General features: G+C 64.8%; 14 protein-coding genes. 13 read left to right on the top strand and 1 reads right to left on the bottom strand.

The genetic code is table 11. From position 1 onward, the window contains the following. The 11 genes from RQH86_RS19535 (at position 1) to lpxC (ending at position 13,945) form a co-directional block, all read left to right on the top strand. The gene (locus RQH86_RS19535) at positions 1 to 1,476 is read left to right on the top strand and encodes a UDP-N-acetylmuramoyl-L-alanyl-D-glutamate--2,6-diaminopimelate ligase (protein WP_311240069.1); all 1,476 of its coding nucleotides are present in this window, start codon (positions 1 to 3) and stop codon (positions 1,474 to 1,476) included. Beyond that, positions 1,473 to 2,966 carry a UDP-N-acetylmuramoyl-tripeptide--D-alanyl-D-alanine ligase gene (gene murF, locus RQH86_RS19530; protein ID WP_055850924.1) on the top strand — a complete coding sequence of 498 codons (1,494 nt, stop codon included), beginning with the start codon at positions 1,473 to 1,475 and terminating at the stop codon, positions 2,964 to 2,966. Before RQH86_RS19535 ends, murF begins: the two co-directional genes overlap by 4 nt. Further along, the gene (mraY, locus tag RQH86_RS19525; RefSeq protein ID WP_055850927.1) at positions 2,956 to 4,041 is read left to right on the top strand and encodes a phospho-N-acetylmuramoyl-pentapeptide-transferase; all 1,086 of its coding nucleotides are present in this window, start codon (positions 2,956 to 2,958) and stop codon (positions 4,039 to 4,041) included. The genes murF and mraY overlap by 11 nt, the downstream gene beginning before the upstream one ends. Further along, complete coding sequence (gene ftsW / locus RQH86_RS19520; protein WP_115512515.1) at positions 4,041 to 5,420, top strand: putative lipid II flippase FtsW; 1,380 nt, start codon at positions 4,041 to 4,043, stop codon at positions 5,418 to 5,420. Before mraY ends, ftsW begins: the two co-directional genes overlap by 1 nt. Further along, positions 5,417 to 6,697, top strand: a complete 1,281-nt coding sequence (murG, locus tag RQH86_RS19515) for an undecaprenyldiphospho-muramoylpentapeptide beta-N-acetylglucosaminyltransferase (RefSeq protein ID WP_311240064.1) — start codon at positions 5,417 to 5,419, stop codon at positions 6,695 to 6,697. The genes ftsW and murG overlap by 4 nt, the downstream gene beginning before the upstream one ends. Continuing rightward, positions 6,694 to 8,127: a UDP-N-acetylmuramate--L-alanine ligase gene (murC, locus tag RQH86_RS19510; protein WP_055850935.1), complete on the top strand. Its 1,434-nt coding sequence runs from the start codon at positions 6,694 to 6,696 to the stop codon at positions 8,125 to 8,127. The genes murG and murC overlap by 4 nt, the downstream gene beginning before the upstream one ends. After that, positions 8,124 to 9,080, top strand: coding sequence for a D-alanine--D-alanine ligase (locus tag RQH86_RS19505; RefSeq protein ID WP_115561319.1), 957 nt, complete (start codon positions 8,124 to 8,126; stop codon positions 9,078 to 9,080). The genes murC and RQH86_RS19505 overlap by 4 nt, the downstream gene beginning before the upstream one ends. A 106-nt stretch (positions 9,081 to 9,186) precedes the next feature. Beyond that, positions 9,187 to 10,044 carry a cell division protein FtsQ/DivIB gene (locus RQH86_RS19500; RefSeq protein ID WP_311240065.1) on the top strand — a complete coding sequence of 286 codons (858 nt, stop codon included), beginning with the start codon at positions 9,187 to 9,189 and terminating at the stop codon, positions 10,042 to 10,044. Beyond that, entirely contained in the window at positions 10,041 to 11,276 is a 1,236-nt protein-coding gene (ftsA, locus tag RQH86_RS19495) for a cell division protein FtsA (RefSeq protein WP_003485272.1), read from the top strand. The genes RQH86_RS19500 and ftsA overlap by 4 nt, the downstream gene beginning before the upstream one ends. Positions 11,277 to 11,567: 291 nt before the next feature. Then, entirely contained in the window at positions 11,568 to 12,803 is a 1,236-nt protein-coding gene (gene ftsZ, locus RQH86_RS19490) for a cell division protein FtsZ (RefSeq protein WP_055850941.1), read from the top strand. A gap of 230 nt (positions 12,804 to 13,033) precedes the next feature. Then, positions 13,034 to 13,945 carry a UDP-3-O-acyl-N-acetylglucosamine deacetylase gene (lpxC, locus tag RQH86_RS19485; RefSeq protein ID WP_311240066.1) on the top strand — a complete coding sequence of 304 codons (912 nt, stop codon included), beginning with the start codon at positions 13,034 to 13,036 and terminating at the stop codon, positions 13,943 to 13,945. 324 nt (positions 13,946 to 14,269) lie between these two features. Here the strand turns inward: lpxC and RQH86_RS19480 are convergent, their stop codons facing one another. Further along, entirely contained in the window at positions 14,270 to 14,716 is a 447-nt protein-coding gene (locus tag RQH86_RS19480; protein ID WP_082473545.1) for a DUF721 domain-containing protein, read from the bottom strand. On the opposite strand from RQH86_RS19480, the gene RQH86_RS19475 reads away from it, so the two are divergent. Together RQH86_RS19475 and secA are read left to right on the top strand one after the other, a co-directional pair. Further along, on the top strand, positions 14,717 to 15,661 hold the full coding sequence (locus RQH86_RS19475; RefSeq protein WP_311240067.1) for a M23 family metallopeptidase: 945 nt from the start codon (positions 14,717 to 14,719) through the stop codon (positions 15,659 to 15,661). Positions 15,662 to 15,827: 166 nt separating this feature from the next. Next, the coding region (gene secA, locus RQH86_RS19470) for a preprotein translocase subunit SecA (protein WP_311260735.1) at positions 15,828 to 18,534 on the top strand (2,707 nt) is incomplete at its 3' end.

Below are 18,534 nucleotides of genomic sequence, written 5' to 3'. Positions count from 1 at the left end.
ATGCCGCTGTCGCAGCTGCTGCCGGACCTGACGCTTGCGCGCGATGTGCAGGTGTCCGGTTTGGTGATGGATAGCCGTGCAGTGCGCGCAGGCGATGCGTTCGTGGCGATCGCCGGCTTCGGTGCGCATGGGTTGGGCTTTGTCGAGCAGGCGCGCGCCAATGGTGCGGTGGCGGTGTTGTTCGAGCCGCCCGCGCCTGCCGATCTGCCGGCGCCTGCCGATGCGATCGCCGTGCCCGGCTTGCGTGCGCGGCTTGGCAGCATGGCCGATCAGTTTCATGGTCATCCGTCGCGCACGCTGCGGATGGTGGGCGTCACCGGCACCAACGGCAAGACCTCCGCCGTGCAGCTGCTGGCGCAGGCGCTGACCTTGCTCGGTACGCCCACTGGCACGCTCGGTACGCTGGGCGTCGGCCTGTATGGCAGCGCCGTCCCGACCGGTTTCACCACGCCGTTGGTGCTGCCCACGCATGCGTTGCTGGCACAGCTGCGCGATGAAGGCGCGCAGGCCGCAGCGATGGAGGTGAGCTCGCACGCGCTCGATCAGGGTCGCGTGGATGCGGTGCATTTCGACGTGGCGGTGTTCACCAATCTCACCCGCGATCATCTCGATTATCACGGCGATATGGCGCAGTACGGCGCGGCCAAGGCCAAGCTGTTCACGCGCGCCGGCTTGCAGGCTGCGGTGGTGAATCTGGACGACGCGTTCGGCCGCACGCTGTTCGCCTCGCTCGATCCTGCGCTGCGCGCGATCGGGGTGAGTTCGCGCGGACAGGCTGGCGCTACGGTGCGCGCCGACGCACTGCAGCTGGATCACAACGGCATCAGCTTCGCGCTGCGGATCGATGCCAGCGTCCACGCCGTGCATTCGCCATTGCTGGGTCGCTTCAACGTGGACAACCTGCTGGCGGTCGCCGGTGCCTTGCACGCGCTGGACCATGCGCCGGCGCAGATCGCCCAGGTGCTGGGCCAGTTGCAGCCGATCCACGGCCGCATGAATCGTCTCGGCGGCGCGCATGGCGCACCGCTGGTAGTGGTCGATTACGCACACACGCCCGACGCGCTGGAACAGGCACTGGCCAGCCTGCGCTCGCATGCGCAGGACCGGCTGATCTGCGTGTTCGGCTGCGGTGGCGAACGCGACACCGGCAAGCGTCCGCAAATGGCCGCCATTGCCGAACTCAATGCCGATGTGGCGATCGTCACCGACGACAACCCGCGCGGCGAAGACGGCGATGTCATCGTTGCCGATATCGTGCGCGGCTTTGCGCGCCCGGATGCAGCCATCGTGCAGCGCGACCGCGCCGCTGCGATCCATCAGGCCATCAGTATGGCCAGCGCGTCGGACATCGTGCTGATCGCCGGCAAGGGCCACGAGCCGTATCAGGAAGTGGCTGGCGTGCAGCATGCCTTCGACGATGCAGTGGTGGCGGCGCAGGCCTTGCTGCCGCGCACCGTGCTGGGAGTGCGCGCATGAAGCTCACCCCGCTGTCGTTGATCGCGCATTGGGCCGGCGGCGAGCTGCACGGCGACGATGCCATGATCGATGCGGTCGGCAACGACACCCGCACGCTGTCCAACGGCAGCCTGTATGTGGCGCTGCGCGGCGAGCGGTTCGATGGGCACGACTTCGCTGCCGATGCGCTCGCGCAGGGCGCGAGCGGGTTGCTGGTGGATCGTTTGTTGCCCACGCTGAGCGTGCCGCAGGTGTTGGTGCAGAACACTGAGCTGGCGCTGGCGCGGATTGCTGCCGGCATGCAGCGCGATCGCGCCACCCGCGTGATCGCGTTGACCGGGTCCAACGGCAAGACCAGCGTCAAGGCGCTGCTGCTGTCGATCCTGACCGAAGCAGGGCGTGTCGATGGCACCACGGTCTATGCCACGCCGGGCAATCGCAATAACGAAATCGGCTTGCCGCTGGCAGTGATCGCCGCGCCGGACGATGCAGATGTTGCCATCTATGAAATGGGTGCCGGCAAGCCGGGCGATATCGCCTACCTCACCGACATCGCGCGGCCGCATGTTGCGCTGGTCAACAACATCGCGCCGGCGCACCTGGAGCGCCTGGGCAGCCTGCTCGGCGTCGCACAGACCAAGGGCGCGATCTATGCCGCGCTGCCGTCCGATGGCGTGGCAGTGATCAATGCCGACGATGCCTTCGGCGCCTGGTTCGAGCAGCAACTGCACGCGCAGCCGGTGCAAGGCCGTCGCGTGTTGCGTTATGGCCTGCAGGCCAGCACCGATATCACCGCACGTCAACTGCGACTGCAGGCCGACGGCGCGCAGTTCACGCTGGTAACCCCGCAGGGCGAGGCGCAGATTGCGCTGCCATTACCGGGCCGCCACAACGTGCTCAATGCATTGGCTGCGACCGGCTTGGCACTGGGCGCCGGTATCGCGCTGCCGATCATCGCCGCTGGCCTGGCGCAGGCGCGCCCGGTGGCTGGCCGGCAGATTGCCCATCGTTTGCCCGGTGGCGCGGTGCTGATCGACGACAGTTACAACGCCAACCCTGGCTCGTTGGATGCCGCCATCGATGCACTGGCTGCCGCGCCGGGCGATGGCTGGCTGGTGCTGGGCGACATGCGCGAACTCGGCGCCGACGCCGCGGCACTGCATGCCGCTGCCGGACGTCGCGCACGCGCGGCCAAGTTGCAGCGTCTGTACGCGCTGGGCGAGCTCAGCGCCGCTGCCGCGCAGGCATTCGGCGAGGGTGGTCGCGTGTTTGCCACACATGCCGCCTTGGCGACGGCATTGCAGGCGGATCTGGCGCAGGTCGCCGGTTCGCAGACTCAAACGCAGGAATCTTCTTTGATGCACGAACACACTGGTGCGGCGGCGCAGGCTGTCGCTACCACCGCGCAACTTCCGCCCACGCTGCTGGTAAAAGGCTCCCGCGGCAGCGCCATGGACCGCATCGTCGCCGCGCTGCTCGCACCGTCGGAGGATGCCTCCCATGCTGCTTGAGCTGGCGCGTTGGCTACAGCAACTGGAGAGCCTGTTCGGGCTGTTCAACTATCTGACCTTCCGCGGCATTCTGGCAGCGCTGACGTCGTTGTTCCTGTCGTTGTGGATGGGCCCTGCAGTGATCCGCAAGCTGGCCCAGTTCAAGGGTGGCCAGCCGATCCGCCAGGACGGCCCGCAAACGCATTTCTCCAAGGCCGGCACGCCGACCATGGGCGGCTCGCTGATCCTGCTCACCGTGACTTTGTCGGTGCTGCTGTGGGGCGATCTGCGCAACCGTTATGTGTGGCTGGTGCTGGCGGTGATGCTCTGCTTCGGTGCGATCGGCTGGTACGACGACTGGATCAAGATCGTACGCCGCGATCCCAATGGCCTGAAGTCGCGCTGGAAGTATCTGCTGCAGTCGATCTTCGGCCTGGCCGCCGGTCTGTTTCTGTTCTACACCGCCGACGTACCGGCAGCGATCACCTTCTACATTCCGATGTTCAAGTCGATCGCGCTGCCACTGGCCGGCGTGAGCTTCGTGGTAATCGCTTATTTCTGGATCGTTGGTTTCTCCAACGCGGTGAACCTCACCGACGGCCTGGATGGTCTGGCGATCATGCCGACCGTGCTGGTGGCCTGCGCGCTGGGCGTATTTGCGTATGCCTCGGGTAACGTGGTGTTTGCCGAATACCTGAAAATCCCGCTGATTCCGGGCGCCGGCGAGCTGATCATCATCTGCTCGGCGATCGCCGGGGCAGGGCTGGGCTTTCTGTGGTTCAACACCTACCCGGCCATGGTGTTCATGGGCGACATCGGCGCGCTGTCGCTGGGCGCGGTGCTGGGCACCATCGCGGTGATCGTGCGCCAGGAAATGGTGCTGGTGATCATGGGCGGCGTGTTCGTCATCGAAACGCTGTCGGTGATGATCCAGGTCGCCAGCTTCAAGCTCACCGGCAAGCGCGTGTTCCGCATGGCGCCGATCCACCACCACTTCGAACTCAAGGGCTGGCCGGAGCCGCGCGTGATCGTGCGCTTCTGGATTATTTCGGTGGTGCTGGTGCTGATCGGCCTTGCCACGTTGAAGGTGCGCTGATGAACGACATGTCCCGCCAGGCCACACGACTGGACGCCATCGGCGGCCGTTATGACCCGTGGCTGCTCGGCGCGGCAGCCACGCTCGCCTCGCTGGGCGTGGTGATGGTGGCGTCCAGTTCGATCGAGCTGTCCGACAACCCGTTTTATTACCTGACCCGCCATCTGCTGTTTCTGGGCATTGGCGTGGGCCTGGCGTTCTGGGCGATGCGCACCGAGCTCAAGACCATCGAGCAATACAACCAGGTATTGCTGCTGGCCTGCTTCGGTCTGTTGATGGTGGTGTTCGTGCCCGGCCTGGGCAGCAGCGTCAACGGCGCCAAGCGCTGGATCAACCTGGGCGTGTCGAAATTCCAGACCGTGGAAGCGGTCAAGGTGCTCTACATCGTGTGGCTGTCCAGCTACCTGGTGCGCTTTCGCGATGAGGTCAACGCGACCTGGCCCGCGATGCTCAAGCCGCTGGGCGTGGCGATCGCATTGGTCGGTCTGCTACTGATGCAGCCTGACTTCGGCTCGTCCACGCTGCTGCTGGCGATCACTGCCGGCATGCTGGTGCTGGGCGGGGTGAACCTGCCGCGCATGTCGATGCCCATCGTGTTCGGCCTGCCGGTGTTCGCCTTCATCGCGATCCTGGAGCCGTACCGCCTGCGTCGCATCACCTCGTTCCTGGATCCGTGGGCCGATCAGCTGGGCTCCGGCTATCAGTTGTCGAACGCGTTGATGGCGGTCGGCCGCGGCCAGTGGACCGGCGCAGGGCTGGGTGCCTCGGTGCAGAAGCTCAACTATCTGCCCGAAGCGCATACCGACTTCATCTTTTCGGTGATTGCCGAAGAGCTGGGCTTTGTCGGCGTCTGCGGTGTGATCTCGCTGTACGCACTGCTGGTCGGCCGCGCGTTCTGGCTGGGCATGCGCTGCGTGGAGATGAAGCGCCATTTCTCAGGCTACATCGCCTTCGGTATCGGTCTGTGGATCAGCCTGCAGAGCTTTGTGTCGGTGGGTGTGAATCTGGGCATTTTGCCAACCAAGGGCCTGACCCTGCCGTTGATTTCCTCCGGCGGTTCGTCGGTGCTGATGACCTGCGTGGCGATGGGCCTGCTGTTGCGCGTGTCCTATGAAATGGATCGCGCCGAGCGCCTGCGCAGCAAGTTGTCGCCGCAGGGTGCGGGCGCGCCATCGGCTGAGCCAGCCGAGCCGGTGGTCGAGTCGGTGCCGCCTGCCTATGCAGCGGGACGCAAGCCGCAGCGCGAGACCGCTGCAGCGCCTGCACCGGTGGCAGCGGCGTCAGCTGCAGCACCCTCGGTGGCGCCGGCATCGGCCATCCTGCGTGGCACCAGCCGCATGCAGCCGCGTGTGGAACCGACCTTCGGGAGGATTGCATGAGCGTTTATGCGAGCCCCTCGCAACAGCCCGCACAACCATCTGCGGGCGGTCGACCTGTCATGATTTTGGCTGGCGGCACCGGCGGGCATATTTTCCCGGGTCTGGCAGTGGCCAAGGTGCTGCGCGCGCGTGGCGTGCCGGTGACCTGGCTGGGCGCCGACGGCGCAATGGAAACGCGGCTGGTGCCGCAGCACGATATCCAGATCGACACGCTGGCCATCAGTGGCCTGCGCGGCAAGGGCGTGATCAAGTTGCTCGGCGCACCGGTGCGGGTGATGCGTGCAGTGCGCGCTGCCGGCTTTGTGTTGCGCAAGCGACAGCCGCGCGCGGTGGTCAGCTTCGGCGGCTTTGCGGCTGGCCCCGGTGGCTTGGCTGCACGTCTGCTCGGCGTGCCCTTGCTCGTGCACGAACAGAATCGCGCGCCTGGCATGACCAATAAGGTGTTGTCGCGTTTTGCGCGCCGCGTACTGACCGGTTTCCCCGGCAGCTTTGCTGGCGAAGAAGCGGTGGGTAATCCGGTGCGCGCAGAAATCGCCGCGCTTCCTGTGCCGTCCACGCGCATGGTCGGGCGGGGTGGTCCCGTACGCGTGTTGGTGCTCGGCGGCAGCCAGGGCGCACGCGCATTGAATCAAGCCGTGCCGTCGGCACTGGCCGCGCTCGGGCATCCGGATGTCGAAGTGCGGCATCAGTGTGGCGAAAAGCTGCGCGCCGAAGCCGAGGCTTCCTACGCGCAGGCTGCGGTACAGGCGAGCGTTGAACCGTTCATTGCCGACATGGCCGCCGCCTACGCCTGGGCCGATCTGGTGGTGTGCCGCGCCGGCGCCTCTACCCTGGCCGAGCTGTGCGCCGCCGGTGTCGGCAGCGTGCTGGTGCCCTTTGCCGCCGCTGTCGACGATCACCAGACCCGCAATGCCGAATACCTGGTCGGCGCCGACGCCGCCGTGCTGCTCAAGCAGGACGACACCTTGCCCGTGCGCCTGCAGCAGGTCTTGCAGACCCTGCTCACCGACCCCGCGCGCCGCCTGTCGATGGCGCAAGCCGCCCGCACCCTGGCCAAACCGGATGCCGCCGAGCGCATTGCCGACATCATTCTGCAAGAGGCAGGGAGTGGTGAGTCGGGATTGGGGGATAGGCAGAGCTCAGATCAACCGCAGGAATACACCTCAATGCACGCAGACAAGCGCACCGACCAGGCGTCCGTCGCCGTTGGTGCTTCGCTTCACACGATTCCCGATTCCCGATTCCCGATTCGCATTTCCTCAGGAGGTGCCCAGTGATCCGCCGTCTGCAGGACAGTGGCGATCTGGTCCGCGCATTTCCGCGCGTGCACTTCGTCGGCATTGGCGGCACCGGCATGAGCGGCATTGCCGAGGTCATGCTGACGCTGGGCTATGAAGTGTCCGGCTCGGATAACGCCGACAATGCGGCCACCCGCCGCCTGGCCAAGCTCGGCGCGCGCGTGATGCGCGGCCACTCGGCCGCCAACGTGCTCGGTACCGATTGCGTGGTGGTGTCCAGCGCGATCCGCGAAGACAACCCCGAGCTGATGGAAGCGCGCAGCCAGCGCATTCCGATCATGCCGCGCGCGGCGATGCTGGCCGAGTTGATGCGCTTCCGTCGCGGCATTGCAGTCGCCGGCACGCATGGCAAGACCACCACCACCAGCCTGGCTGCGGCCGTGCTGAGCGAAGGTGGCCTTGACCCGACCTTCGTCATCGGCGGGCAACTGTTGGCGGCCGGCGCCAATGCCAAGCTCGGCGGCGGCCAGTGGCTGGTGGCCGAAGCCGATGAAAGCGATGGCAGCTTCCTGCGTCTGAATCCGTTGATGGCGGTGATTACCAACATCGACTCGGATCACCTGGAAAACTACGGCAACGATTTCTCGCGCATCCAGGCGGCATTCGCAGAATTCCTGCAGCGCCTGCCGTTCTATGGCCTGGCCCTGCTGTGTATCGACGACCCGGAAGTGGCCGCACTGGCCGGCAAAACGCCGCGACACGTGATGAGCTACGGAATGAGCGAGAACGCCGATGTACGCGCCGAAGATGTGGTGCAGGACGGCCCGCGTATGCGCTTCACCCTGCGTCTGCCCGAAGGCACCACCACGCCGGTGACGCTGGCCTTGCCGGGCCGTCACAACGTGCTCAATGCACTGGCCGCTGCCGCGATCGGTTGGCAGCTGGGCGTGGAGCCGCAGACCATTGCGCGTGCGCTGGAAAATTTTGCGGGCATCGGCCGGCGTTTCAACGATCTGGGCGAAGTCACCACCAGCACCGGTGCGCGCGTGCGGGTGGTCGACGATTACGGCCACCACCCGCGCGAGCTGGAAGCGGTGTTCGCCGCCGCCCGCGGTGGCTGGCCGGACAAGCGCCTGGTCGTCGCATTCCAGCCACATCGTTACAGCCGTACCCGCGATCAGTTCGACGCATTCGCCGCCGTGCTTAGCACCGTCGATGCCTTGGTGTTGAGCGAAGTCTATCCGGCCGGCGAAGCGCCGATTCCCGGTGCCGACTCGCGTGCCCTGGCGCGTGCCATCCGTGCGCGCGGCCGTAGCGAGCCGGTCGTGGTTGGTCAGATTGCCGGCCTGGCCGAAGTGTTGCCGGACGTGCTGCAGGACGGCGATCTGCTGTTGATGATGGGTGCCGGCGACATCGGTTATGTGGCGCAGCACATCATCAATCACGGTTTTGTTGGAGAGCAGGCATGAGCGCGGTGATCGCCGCTGCACGCAGCAACGATCCGGCAGCGTTCGGGCGCGTCGCCGTGCTGCTTGGCGGTACCTCGTCCGAGCGCGAAGTGTCGTTGAATTCCGGCAGCAACGTGCTGGACGCGCTGCGCGCGCGCGGTGTCGATGCGCAGCCGGTCGACGGCATTCCCGCACTGGCGCAAGCACTGGTCGCGCAGCGCTTCGACCGCGTGTTCAACGTATTGCATGGCCACAACGGCGGCGGCGAAGACGGCATCGTGCAGGGTTTGATGGAAGCCTTCGGCATTCCGTACACCGGCTCCAACGTGCTCGGCTCGGCGTTGAGTATGGACAAGATCCGCACCAAGCAGGTGTGGTTGTCGCTGGATTTGCCGACGCCGCGTTACGCGCGTCTGGCCGCCGGCGCCAGCGCAGACCAGATCCACGCCGCTGCACGACAGATCGGCTTGCCGGTGATCGTCAAGCCGGCCAACGAAGGCTCCAGCGTCGGCATCAGCCGCGTGTTCGATCAGGCCCAGCTCGAAGAAGCGGTGCTGCTGGCTGCGCGCTACGACGGCGCGCTGTTGATGGAGCAACTGATCGAAGGCGACGAACTCACCGTGGCCGTGCTCGGCGAGACCGCGCTGCCGTCGATCCGCATCGTGCCCAAGGGCCAGTGGTACGACTACAACGCCAAGTACGTGGCCGACGACACCCAGTACCTGTGCCCGGGTCTGGACGGCGATGCCGAAGCGCAGATCGGTCAGCTGGCACTGGACGCGTTCCGCGCCGCTGGCGCACGCGGCTGGGGCCGCGTCGATGTCATGCGCGATCGCAGCAGCGGCCAGCTATATCTGCTCGAAGTGAACACCGCTCCGGGCATGACCAGCCATTCGCTGGTCCCCAAGGCTGCGCGTCAGTTGGGTATCGATTTCGAAGAGCTGGTCTGGCGCGTGTTGGAGCAGACGCTATGACGCCGGGAATGGGGAATCGGGAATCGGGAATCGGTAACAGCGGCCGCGTTGTTGCCGTTGCGATTCCCTATTCCCGATTCCCCATTCCCGCACGCGGAGCGTGCCAATGAACGCCACCCTGCGCATCCTGGCCTGGTTGATCGCGGTGGCGCTGGTCGCGTTGCCGGTGGTGGCCGTGCTCAATGGATGGGTGGGTGCCGAGCGCTGGCCGTTGGCGAAGTTGCGGGTGTCCGGCGATTTCAAGCGGGTGCCGGCCGAAGAATTGCGCGCGGTGGTATTGCCGTATGCGCGCTCGGGCTTTTTTGCGGTGAAGCTGCAACAGGCGCAAGACGCCATCGCGCGCTTGCCGTGGGTGGAAAGCGCGCAGGTACGCAAGCGTTGGCCGGACGTGCTGGAAGTGCATGTGACCGAGCACAAGCCGTTCGCGCGCTGGGGTACCGACCGCATGCTGTCCGAACAGGGCCGGTTGTTCCGCACCCCACCGTTGTTGAAAGATTTCAAGTTGCCGCAACTCGGCGGACCGGACAGCAAGACCCAGGATGTGGTGGCGCTGTACAACGAGTCGCGCGCCTTGTTCGCGCCGACCGGGCTGGACGTGGAGCGCCTGGAGATGGACGCACGCGGCAGCTGGTCGCTGGGTCTGAGTAATGGGCTGCAGATCGTGATCGGCCGCGACGATGCGCGTGCGCGCCTGCAGCGGTTCGCACGCGTGCTGCCGCAGTTGGCCGACCCGCAGCGCCCGATCGCACGCGCCGACCTGCGTTACACCAACGGCTTTACGGTCGAACGCGCGCCGGGCGAGACCCCGCACGACGCCAAAAAGCCCAAGACCATTGCGCCGGTGACACCCGGCGCGCCGCCGGCCGAGGTACATCCCATCGCCGCGCGCTTTCCGCATCGCCTGATCGATCGTCTGGCCTCTGCGCTTCCGTCATTCACTCTTCAACGCAGTCTGCATACATGAATCGCAAAGGCGACAAATCCCTCATCGTTGGACTGGACATCGGCACCTCCAAGGTCGTCGCGCTGGTCGGCGAGTACTCGCCCGGCAATCCGATCGAAGTGATCGGCATCGGTTCGCATGAGTCGCGCGGCCTCAAGCGCGGCGTGGTGGTGGATATCGAATCCACCGTGCAGTCGATCCAGCGCGCAGTCGAAGAAGCCGAGCTGATGGCCGGCTGCGAAATCCGCTCGGTGTACGCATCGATCTCCGGCAACCACGTGCAGTGCAAGAACTCGCCCGGCATCGTGCCGATCCGCGACGGCGAAGTGACCTGGAGCGATCTGGAGCGCGTGCTCGACGCCGCCAAGGCCGTGGCCATTCCTGCCGACCAGCGCATCCTGCATGCGATCCCGCGCGAATACGTGCTGGACGATTCGCAGGAAGGTATCCGCAACCCGGTCGGCATGACCGGCGTGCGCCTGGAGGTGCATGCGCATCTGGTTGTCTGTGCGCAATCGGCCGCCGCCAACATCACCAAGTGCGTGCAGAAATGCGGCCTGCAGGTGGACGATCTGGTGCTGTCCTCGCTGGCCTCGTCGGTTGCCGTGCTGACCGCCGACGAGCGCGAGCTGGGTGTTGTGCTGGTGGATATCGGCGCCGGCACCACCGATCTGGCGGTGTACGTGCAGGGCGCGATCTGCCACACCGCGTCGTTGCCGATCGCCGGCGACCACGTCACCAACGACATCGCGCACATGCTGCGCACGCCTACGCCGGAAGCCGAGCAGATCAAGGTGCGCTACGCCTGCGCCCTGGCGCAGCTGGCCACCGCCGAAGAAAGCATCCAGGTGCCGTCGGTAGGCGACCGCCCGCCGCGCCGCATGCCACGTCATGCACTCGCGCAGGCCGTGCAGGGCCGTTACGAAGAAATTTTTGAAATGGTGCAGGCCGAACTGCGCCGCTCCGGCTTCGAAGAAATGGTGCGCGCCGGCATGGTGCTCACCGGTGGCGCGTCGAAGATGGAAGGCGTGGTCGAACTGGCCGAAGAGATGTTGCAGATGCCGGTGCGCGTGGGCATTCCGCAGCACGTGACCGGCCTGGGCGAAGTTGTCGGCAACCCGGTGCACGCCTCCGGCGTGGGCTTGCTGCTGATGGGCAGCCAGATCGAACACCCGCGCCGCCCGTCGATCCCGACCGGCCGCGCGGGAAGCTTGTTCAAGAAATTGAAGAACTGGTATCGCGGCGAATTCTGAAGAATCGGGAATCGGGATTCGAGAATTGGTTGAAGCAAAGGCAAAGCGGTTGCGGCAGGTTTGAGTGGAGAGCGGTGAGAGCGGGCAGGGCGTAGTTTTTTTGTGGTGACACCGAGGAAGCAGTGGTTGGCGTGGAGGTGATTCGCTGTTGCGATTCCCCATTCCCAACTCCCCATTTCCCGGCATTCAAACAACAACATTCGCCGACATGCGGGTGTTGGGCTGGCGAACGGAGCAATCCGATTCCCCATTCCCGATTCCCCATTCACGGCATCTAAAAAGGACACTGACATGGCACATTTTGAACTGATCGAAAAGATGGCTCCCAACGCGGTAATCAAGGTCGTTGGCGTGGGTGGCGGCGGCGGTAACGCGGTTGCGCACATGGTCAACACCAATGTCGATGGCGTGGAATTCATCACCGCCAACACCGACTCGCAGGCGATCAAGAACTGCGGCGCCAAGTTGCAGCTGCAGCTCGGCACCAACGTGACCAAGGGCCTGGGCGCAGGCGCCAATCCGGAAGTCGGCCGTCAGGCGGCGTTGGAAGATCGCGAACGCATCATGGACGCGCTGCAGGGCGCGGACATGGTGTTCATCACCGCCGGCATGGGCGGCGGCACCGGTACCGGCGCGGCCCCCGTGGTTGCGCAGCTGGCCAAGGAAATGGGCATCCTGACCGTGGCCGTTGTCACCAAGCCGTTCCCGTTCGAAGGCCGTCGCCGCATGCAGGTAGCGTTGAAGGGCATCGAGGAACTGAGCCAGCATTGCGATTCGCTGATCACCATTCCCAATGAAAAGCTGATCACCGTGCTTGGCCGCAACGCCACCATGATCCAGGCCTTCCGCGCTGCCAACGACGTGCTGCAGGGCGCCGTGCAGGGCATCGCCGATCTGATCGTGCGTCCGGGTCTGATCAACGTCGACTTTGCCGACGTGCGCACCGTGATGTCGGAAATGGGTCTGGCCATGATGGGCACCGGTTCGGCACGCGGCGACGATCGCGCGCAGGCCGCTGCCGAAGCCGCCATCCAGAACCCGCTGCTGGACGATGTGAACCTGGCGGGTGCCAACGGCATCCTGGTCAACATCACCGCCGGCCCGGACTTCACCATGGCCGAGTTCGACGAGATCGGCCGCACCATCGAAGCCTTCGCTTCGGAAGATGCGACCGTGGTCGTTGGCACCGTGCTCGACCCGGACATGCAGGACGAAGTGCGCGTCACCGTGGTTGCCACTGGCCTGAACCGTGCGGTTTCCCGCCAGACCCAGCGTCCGGACCAGCGCGCGCCGATCAAGCTGGTACGCAATGCCACCACCGGCCAGCCGGAATTCGGCGACTTCGACACCACCAGCGGCGACGCAGTGTCCAAGGCCGTCGGCGGCAGCATGGGCCTGGGCCTGCGTCGTCCGAGCAGCGACTCGGTCGGCAGCAGCCACAGCGCCGGCAATGCTGCGCCGCCGGCGGCAGACCTGCCCAACGATTACCTGGATATCCCGGCGTTCCTGCGCCGCCAGGCCGACTGATGGGCGTCGGCTGCGTCGCTACGGCGGCGTAGCCCGTCCCACCCGACGCTGTCGGGGCTGTAATGCCATGTCCTTTTCTGCCGGATCGGTCACGATCCGGCAGCTTTTACAATGGCAAGACCGGGACATGACACGTTTCGTCACGCGCAACTTGTTAAAATTCGGATAATGTTCATCAGATAAGACGGTCGGTTCAGCGTCTGTCTGCATCGTTCCCCCAGACTTCGCATATGACCCAGCAACGCACTCTCAAAAACACCATTCGCGCCACCGGCGTCGGCTTGCATAGCGGCGACAAGGTGTACATGACGCTGCGACCGGCCCCGGTCGATCACGGCGTGGTGTTCCGGCGTGTGGACCTGGAGCCGGTCGTCGAGGTCCCTGCCGATGCGGAGTTGGTCACCGAGACCACGCTGTGCACCGGTCTGACCTGCAACGGCGCCAAGATCCAGACCGTCGAACACCTGATGTCGGCACTGGCCGGCCTGGGTGTGGACAACGTCATCGTCGAGCTGTCCTCGGCCGAGTTGCCGATCATGGACGGTTCGTCCGGCCCGTTCGTGTTCCTGCTGCAGTCGGCAGGCATCGTCGAGCAGAACAAGGCCAAGCGCTTCATCCGCATCAAACAGCCTGTGGAAGTGCGCGAGGGCGACAAAGTCGCGCGCTTCGAGCCGTACGACGGCTACAAGCTGGGCTTCACCATCGAATTCAATCACCCGATGATCCCGGCCAAGCAGTCGCGCCAGGAAATCGAGTTTTCCACCTCGGCGTACGTCAAAGAGATCTCGCGCGCCCGCACCTTCGGCTTCATGCGCGATCTCGAGTACATGCGCGAGCGCAATCTGGGCCTGGGCGGTTCGATGGACAACGCCATCGTGCTGGACGAGTTCCGCGTGCTCAACGAGGACGGCCTGCGTTACACCAACGAGTTTGTGCGCCACAAGATCCTGGATGCCATCGGCGACCTCTATCTGGCCGGCGGCGCCATCCTGGGCGCCTACGAAGGCTTCAAATCCGGTCACGCGCTCAACAACAAGCTGGTACGCGCGCTGCTGGCGGATCAGGCCGCCTGGGAATCGGTCAGCTTCCCCGAAGGAACCGAGCAGCCGCCGGTGACCTACGCCAGCCCCGTCTACGCCTGATGCAGGCAAGACCCGCCGCGCAGCCTTCCGGTTCGCGCGGCCTCTGCCTGATGGCGATGGGCCGCTGCATGAGGTCGGCTAAACGCCACCGCGCCCCGCCGCTGACAGTTCGCCGACTGTGTCTACCCCGTGGCTATGTGTCAGGGAATGCCGCAATTGGCACCGAAAGCGTGAACCGGGTCGGATTTAGGTCCCGTTCTTAACTCTTTTTTAAGACTTCTCTAACTCCTGCGGGCGCCATGACCGCTAGGATGCGTCGGGTCGTGCGTGATCTTCGCAATCTTTTCACGCACTGCTGGCCGCCCCGAAACGGCGGCAGGGATGTCACCGCTTGGTCGGCACGACGTCCTGCAAGGATGCCAGTGCCTCGCGCAGACCCTTGTGCGTGGCTTCGGACACCGGCCGTGGACGGTCGCGGTTCTGCTGTGTTGGGGAATGCAGCGGAGTGCTTGCCGTTTTGACGGTCACTGCGGTGGCCTTCAACCCGATGGATCGGGCGGCATCAAGGAGTTGGGTCTCGGCAAGCCGCACCTTGGCATGCCAGATCGGCGAATCAACCAGAAAAACGAGCTGTTCGCCTCGGACATTGGCCAACCGGCAACGGGTGGCCAGATGGGGCGGTAACAGGGGGCGCAACTGCCGGTCCAGCGCATCGAGCCACAAGGCTCGGCGCAAGGGGTCGCCAGCCTTTTCACCCAGCGCGGCCTCGATGGCCTGCTGCGGAGCGGAAGGGTTACGTGCGTTGGACTTGGGCTTGGACATGACACTCATATGGCGTTAAAAAAAGTTGTAATCAAATCTCGCGAAACCCGGGCCCAGCGTGTGGCTCGACAGTTCCAGGGCTTTGCGTCGGATCGACCGATGGTGGTGCTCGGTGCCGTACTTGGCCTGGGCATGCTGATCGGCGTCGGTGCAAGCACCGCTACCGGCATGGTGACCAATTCCGCGCTGCAGGCCAAGGTCGCGCAGCAGCAGGCCGAGCTGGCCCAGGCGCAGCGCGCCTCGCAGGCACAGGTCAATGCACTGGCCGCACGCATGGGCGAGCTGCAAGCGCAGGCCACCCGCCTCAACGCATTGGGCGAGCGGCTGACCGAAATGGGCAAGTTGAAGGACGGCGAGTTCGACTTCGACGAGCCGGTCGGCGTCGGTGGCGGCGATGAGCCGGTTAGCGACATGCCGGTCGAATCGCTCAAGGAGACGCTAGGGCAAGTCGAACAGCAGTTCTCCGCCTCCGGCCAACAACTGAACGTACTGGCGGCGCTGATGTTCGATCATCAGCTCGAGCAGAATTCGGTGCCCTCGCGGATGCCGATCCGCAACACCTATATCACTTCGGGCTTTGGCGGCCGCGCCGATCCGTTCGACGGCGGTTCGGCCTTCCACAAGGGCGTGGACTTCCACGCCAACGTGGGCGACCCGGTAATGTCGGTCGCCGACGGCGTGGTCAGCTACGCCGGGGTGCGGGGCGGTTACGGCAACGTGGTCGAAGTGGATCACGGCAATGGCTACGTCACCCGCTATGCGCACAACTCGCGGCTGGTGGTGAAGGTGGGCGATCTGGTCCGCGCTGGCCAGCAGGTGGCCAGGGCCGGTTCCAGCGGTCGTTCGACCGGCGCGCACGTGCATTTCGAGGTGTGGGCCGACGGCCGTGTGGTCAATCCGCGCAAGTTCCTGGGCGACACCAATACACCAGTAGGGCGCCGAGGGCGCGGTTGACGAAGGCATGGCACGCTCCGATGGAGGTGCTTGATTCGTGAAGGCTCGCCCCAAGCTACAATAGGGTGTTGCCATGACAGGGCGCAGTGCGCCCTGTTTCGTTTACGGCGGTCGGGTCTTGGGGACCGGCGTCGGTCAAACCGTTCCTTTTCAACCGGTTTCTTCAATGATCAACAGTCTGCTTACCCGTGTCTTTGGCAGTCGTAACGAACGCCAGCTGCGCCAGCTCACCCGCCTCGTCACCCAGATCAATGCGCTGGAGCCGACGATCGAGAAGCTCTCCGACGCCGAGCTGCAAGCCAAGACCCCGGAGTTCAAGCAGCGGCTTGCCGCCGGCGAGTCCCTGGACAAGATCCTTCCCGAGGCGTTTGCGGTCTGCCGCGAGGCCAGCCGCCGCGTACTCGGCATGCGCCATTACGACGTGCAGCTGATCGGCGGCATGGTGTTGCACCTGGGCAAGATCGCCGAGATGCGCACCGGCGAAGGCAAGACCCTGGTCGCCACCCTGCCGGTGTACCTCAATGCGCTGCAGAGCGAGGGCGTGCACGTGGTCACCGTCAACGACTACCTGGCACGCCGCGATGCCGCGCAGATGGGCAAGTTGTACAACTGGCTGGGCCTGAGCGTGGGCGTGGTGTATCCGGGCATGCCGCATAGCGACAAACGCGAGGCCTACGGCAGCGACATCACCTACGGCACCAACAACGAGTTCGGCTTCGATTACCTTCGCGACAACATGGCGCTGTCGCGTGCCGACCGCTATCAGCGCAATCTGCATTACGCGATCGTCGACGAAGTCGACTCGATCCTGATCGACGAAGCGCGCACCCCGCTGATCATTTCCGGCCCGGCCGACGAATCGCCGGAGCTGTACATCCGCGTCAACCGCATCGTGCCGCAGCTGACCAAGCAGGAAAGCGAGGAAGGCGAGGGCGATTACTGGATCGACGAGAAGGGCAAGCAGGTGCATCTGTCGGAGGCGGGCATGGGCCACGCCGAAGAACTGCTGATGCAGGCCGGCATCCTGGAAAACGCCGAAGACGGCCTGTACGCCGCGCAGAATCTGAGCGTGGTGCATCACCTCAACGCGGCGCTGCGCGCGCATGCGATCTATCAGCGCGATGTGGATTACATCGTGCGCGATGGCGAAGTGGTGATCGTGGACGAATTCACCGGCCGCACCCTGTCCGGGCGTCGCTGGTCCGACGGCCTGCATCAGGCGGTCGAAGCGAAGGAAGGCGTACCGGTACAGCGCGAGAACCAGACGCTGGCCAGCATTACCTTCCAGAACCTGTTCCGCATGTACAAGAAGCTGTCCGGCATGACCGGTACGGCCGACACCGAAGCCTACGAATTCCAGAGCATCTATGGCCTGGAAGTGGTGGTGATTCCGACCAATCGCCCGACCGTGCGCAAGGACCATCCGGACCAGGTGTTCCTCAACCGCAAGGGCAAGTTCAACGCGGTGCTGGCTGACATCGAAGACTGCGCCAAGCGCGGTCAGCCGGTGCTGGTGGGGACCACCTCGATCGAAACCTCGGAGATGCTGTCCGAGCATCTGCGCAAGGCGGGCGTGCAGCACGAAGTGCTCAATGCCAAGCAGCACGAGCGCGAAGCCACCATTGTGGCCAACGCCGGTCAGCCGGGTGCGGTGACCATCGCCACCAACATGGCCGGTCGCGGTACCGATATCGTGCTGGGTGGCTCGCTTGAGTCGGAGTATCACGCGCTGGGCGAGGATGCGACCGAGGAAGCGCGCTTCAAGATCAAGACCGATTGGCAGCGTCGCCACGATGCGGTCAAGGCGGCCGGCGGCCTGCACATCATCGGTACCGAGCGCCACGAATCGCGGCGTATCGACAACCAGTTGCGCGGCCGTGCCGGTCGTCAGGGCGACCCGGGGTCGTCGCGTTTCTATCTGTCGCTGGAAGACAACCTGATGCGCATCTTCGCCTCGGACTGGGTCCAGAAGGCGATGCGCATGATGGGCATGAAGGAAGACGACGTCATCGAAGATCGCCTGGTCAGCCGGCAGATCGAAAAAGCCCAGCGCAAGGTGGAAGCGCACAACTTCGACATCCGCAAGAATCTGCTGGACTTCGACGACGTCAACAACGATCAGCGCAAGGTGATCTATTCGCAGCGCGATGAGTTGCTGGACGCCGAGTCGGTGAAGGACAACGTCGATGGCATCCGCGGCGATGTGATCTATGACCTGGTCGCCCGCTTCGTGCCGCCCAATTCGGTGGACGAACAGTGGGACCTGCAGGGCCTGGAAGCCACGCTGGAATCGGAGCTGGGCATGCCGATGGCGTTGCGCGAAATGGCAAGCACGCAGGAAGAACTGGACGCCGAGCAGATTGCCGCCAAGGTGCAGATTGCGGTGGATGCGCACTTCGCCGAGAAGGAAGCGGCGGTGGGCAACGACACCATGCGCGCGCTGGAAAAGCACGTGATGCTGACGGTGCTCGACCAGGGCTGGAAGGAGCATCTGGCCAAGATGGATTACCTGCGCCAGGGCATCTATCTGCGTGGTTACGCGCAGAAGCAGCCCAAGCAGGAATACAAGAAGGAAGCCTTCGAGCTGTTCTCCGAGATGCTGGAGAACGTCAAGCGCGAAGTGGTCAACCTGCTGGCGCGCGTGCGCATCCGCAGCGAAGAAGAAGTGGCCGAGCTGGAAGAGCAGGAACGTCTTCAGGCGCAAGCACGCCTGATGGCCTCGCAGTTCCAGCATCAGGACGTAGGCGGTTATGGCGCCGACGAGGAAGTGGAGCAGATGCAGGGTGGCAGTGCGCCGGTACCGGTGTCGCAGGTCACCCGCGACGAACCCAAGGTGGGCCGGAACGATCCATGCCCGTGCGGTAGCGGCAAGA

Source organism: Xanthomonas sp. WCS2018Noco2-27 (assembly GCF_031843525.1).
Lineage (GTDB): Bacteria > Pseudomonadota > Gammaproteobacteria > Xanthomonadales > Xanthomonadaceae > Xanthomonas.
This window is presented reverse-complemented; position numbering and strand designations above follow the sequence as displayed.

Bases quoted from the DNA above. Each gene is read 5' to 3' on its own strand.
- RQH86_RS19535 (WP_311240069.1), top strand. From the start codon at position 1: ATGCCGCTGTCGCAGCTGCTGCCGGACCTGACGCTTGCGCGCGATGTG.
- murF (WP_055850924.1), top strand. From the start codon at position 1,473: ATGAAGCTCACCCCGCTGTCGTTGATCGCGCATTGGGCCGGCGGCGAG.
- mraY (WP_055850927.1), top strand. From the start codon at position 2,956: ATGCTGCTTGAGCTGGCGCGTTGGCTACAGCAACTGGAGAGCCTGTTC.
- ftsW (WP_115512515.1), top strand. From the start codon at position 4,041: ATGAACGACATGTCCCGCCAGGCCACACGACTGGACGCCATCGGCGGC.
- murG (WP_311240064.1), top strand. From the start codon at position 5,417: ATGAGCGTTTATGCGAGCCCCTCGCAACAGCCCGCACAACCATCTGCG.
- RQH86_RS19505 (WP_115561319.1), top strand. From the start codon at position 8,124: ATGAGCGCGGTGATCGCCGCTGCACGCAGCAACGATCCGGCAGCGTTC.
- RQH86_RS19500 (WP_311240065.1), top strand. From the start codon at position 9,187: ATGAACGCCACCCTGCGCATCCTGGCCTGGTTGATCGCGGTGGCGCTG.
- ftsA (WP_003485272.1), top strand. From the start codon at position 10,041: ATGAATCGCAAAGGCGACAAATCCCTCATCGTTGGACTGGACATCGGC.
- ftsZ (WP_055850941.1), top strand. From the start codon at position 11,568: ATGGCACATTTTGAACTGATCGAAAAGATGGCTCCCAACGCGGTAATC.
- lpxC (WP_311240066.1), top strand. From the start codon at position 13,034: ATGACCCAGCAACGCACTCTCAAAAACACCATTCGCGCCACCGGCGTC.
- RQH86_RS19480 (WP_082473545.1), bottom strand. From the start codon at position 14,716: ATGAGTGTCATGTCCAAGCCCAAGTCCAACGCACGTAACCCTTCCGCT.
- RQH86_RS19475 (WP_311240067.1), top strand. From the start codon at position 14,717: ATGGCGTTAAAAAAAGTTGTAATCAAATCTCGCGAAACCCGGGCCCAG.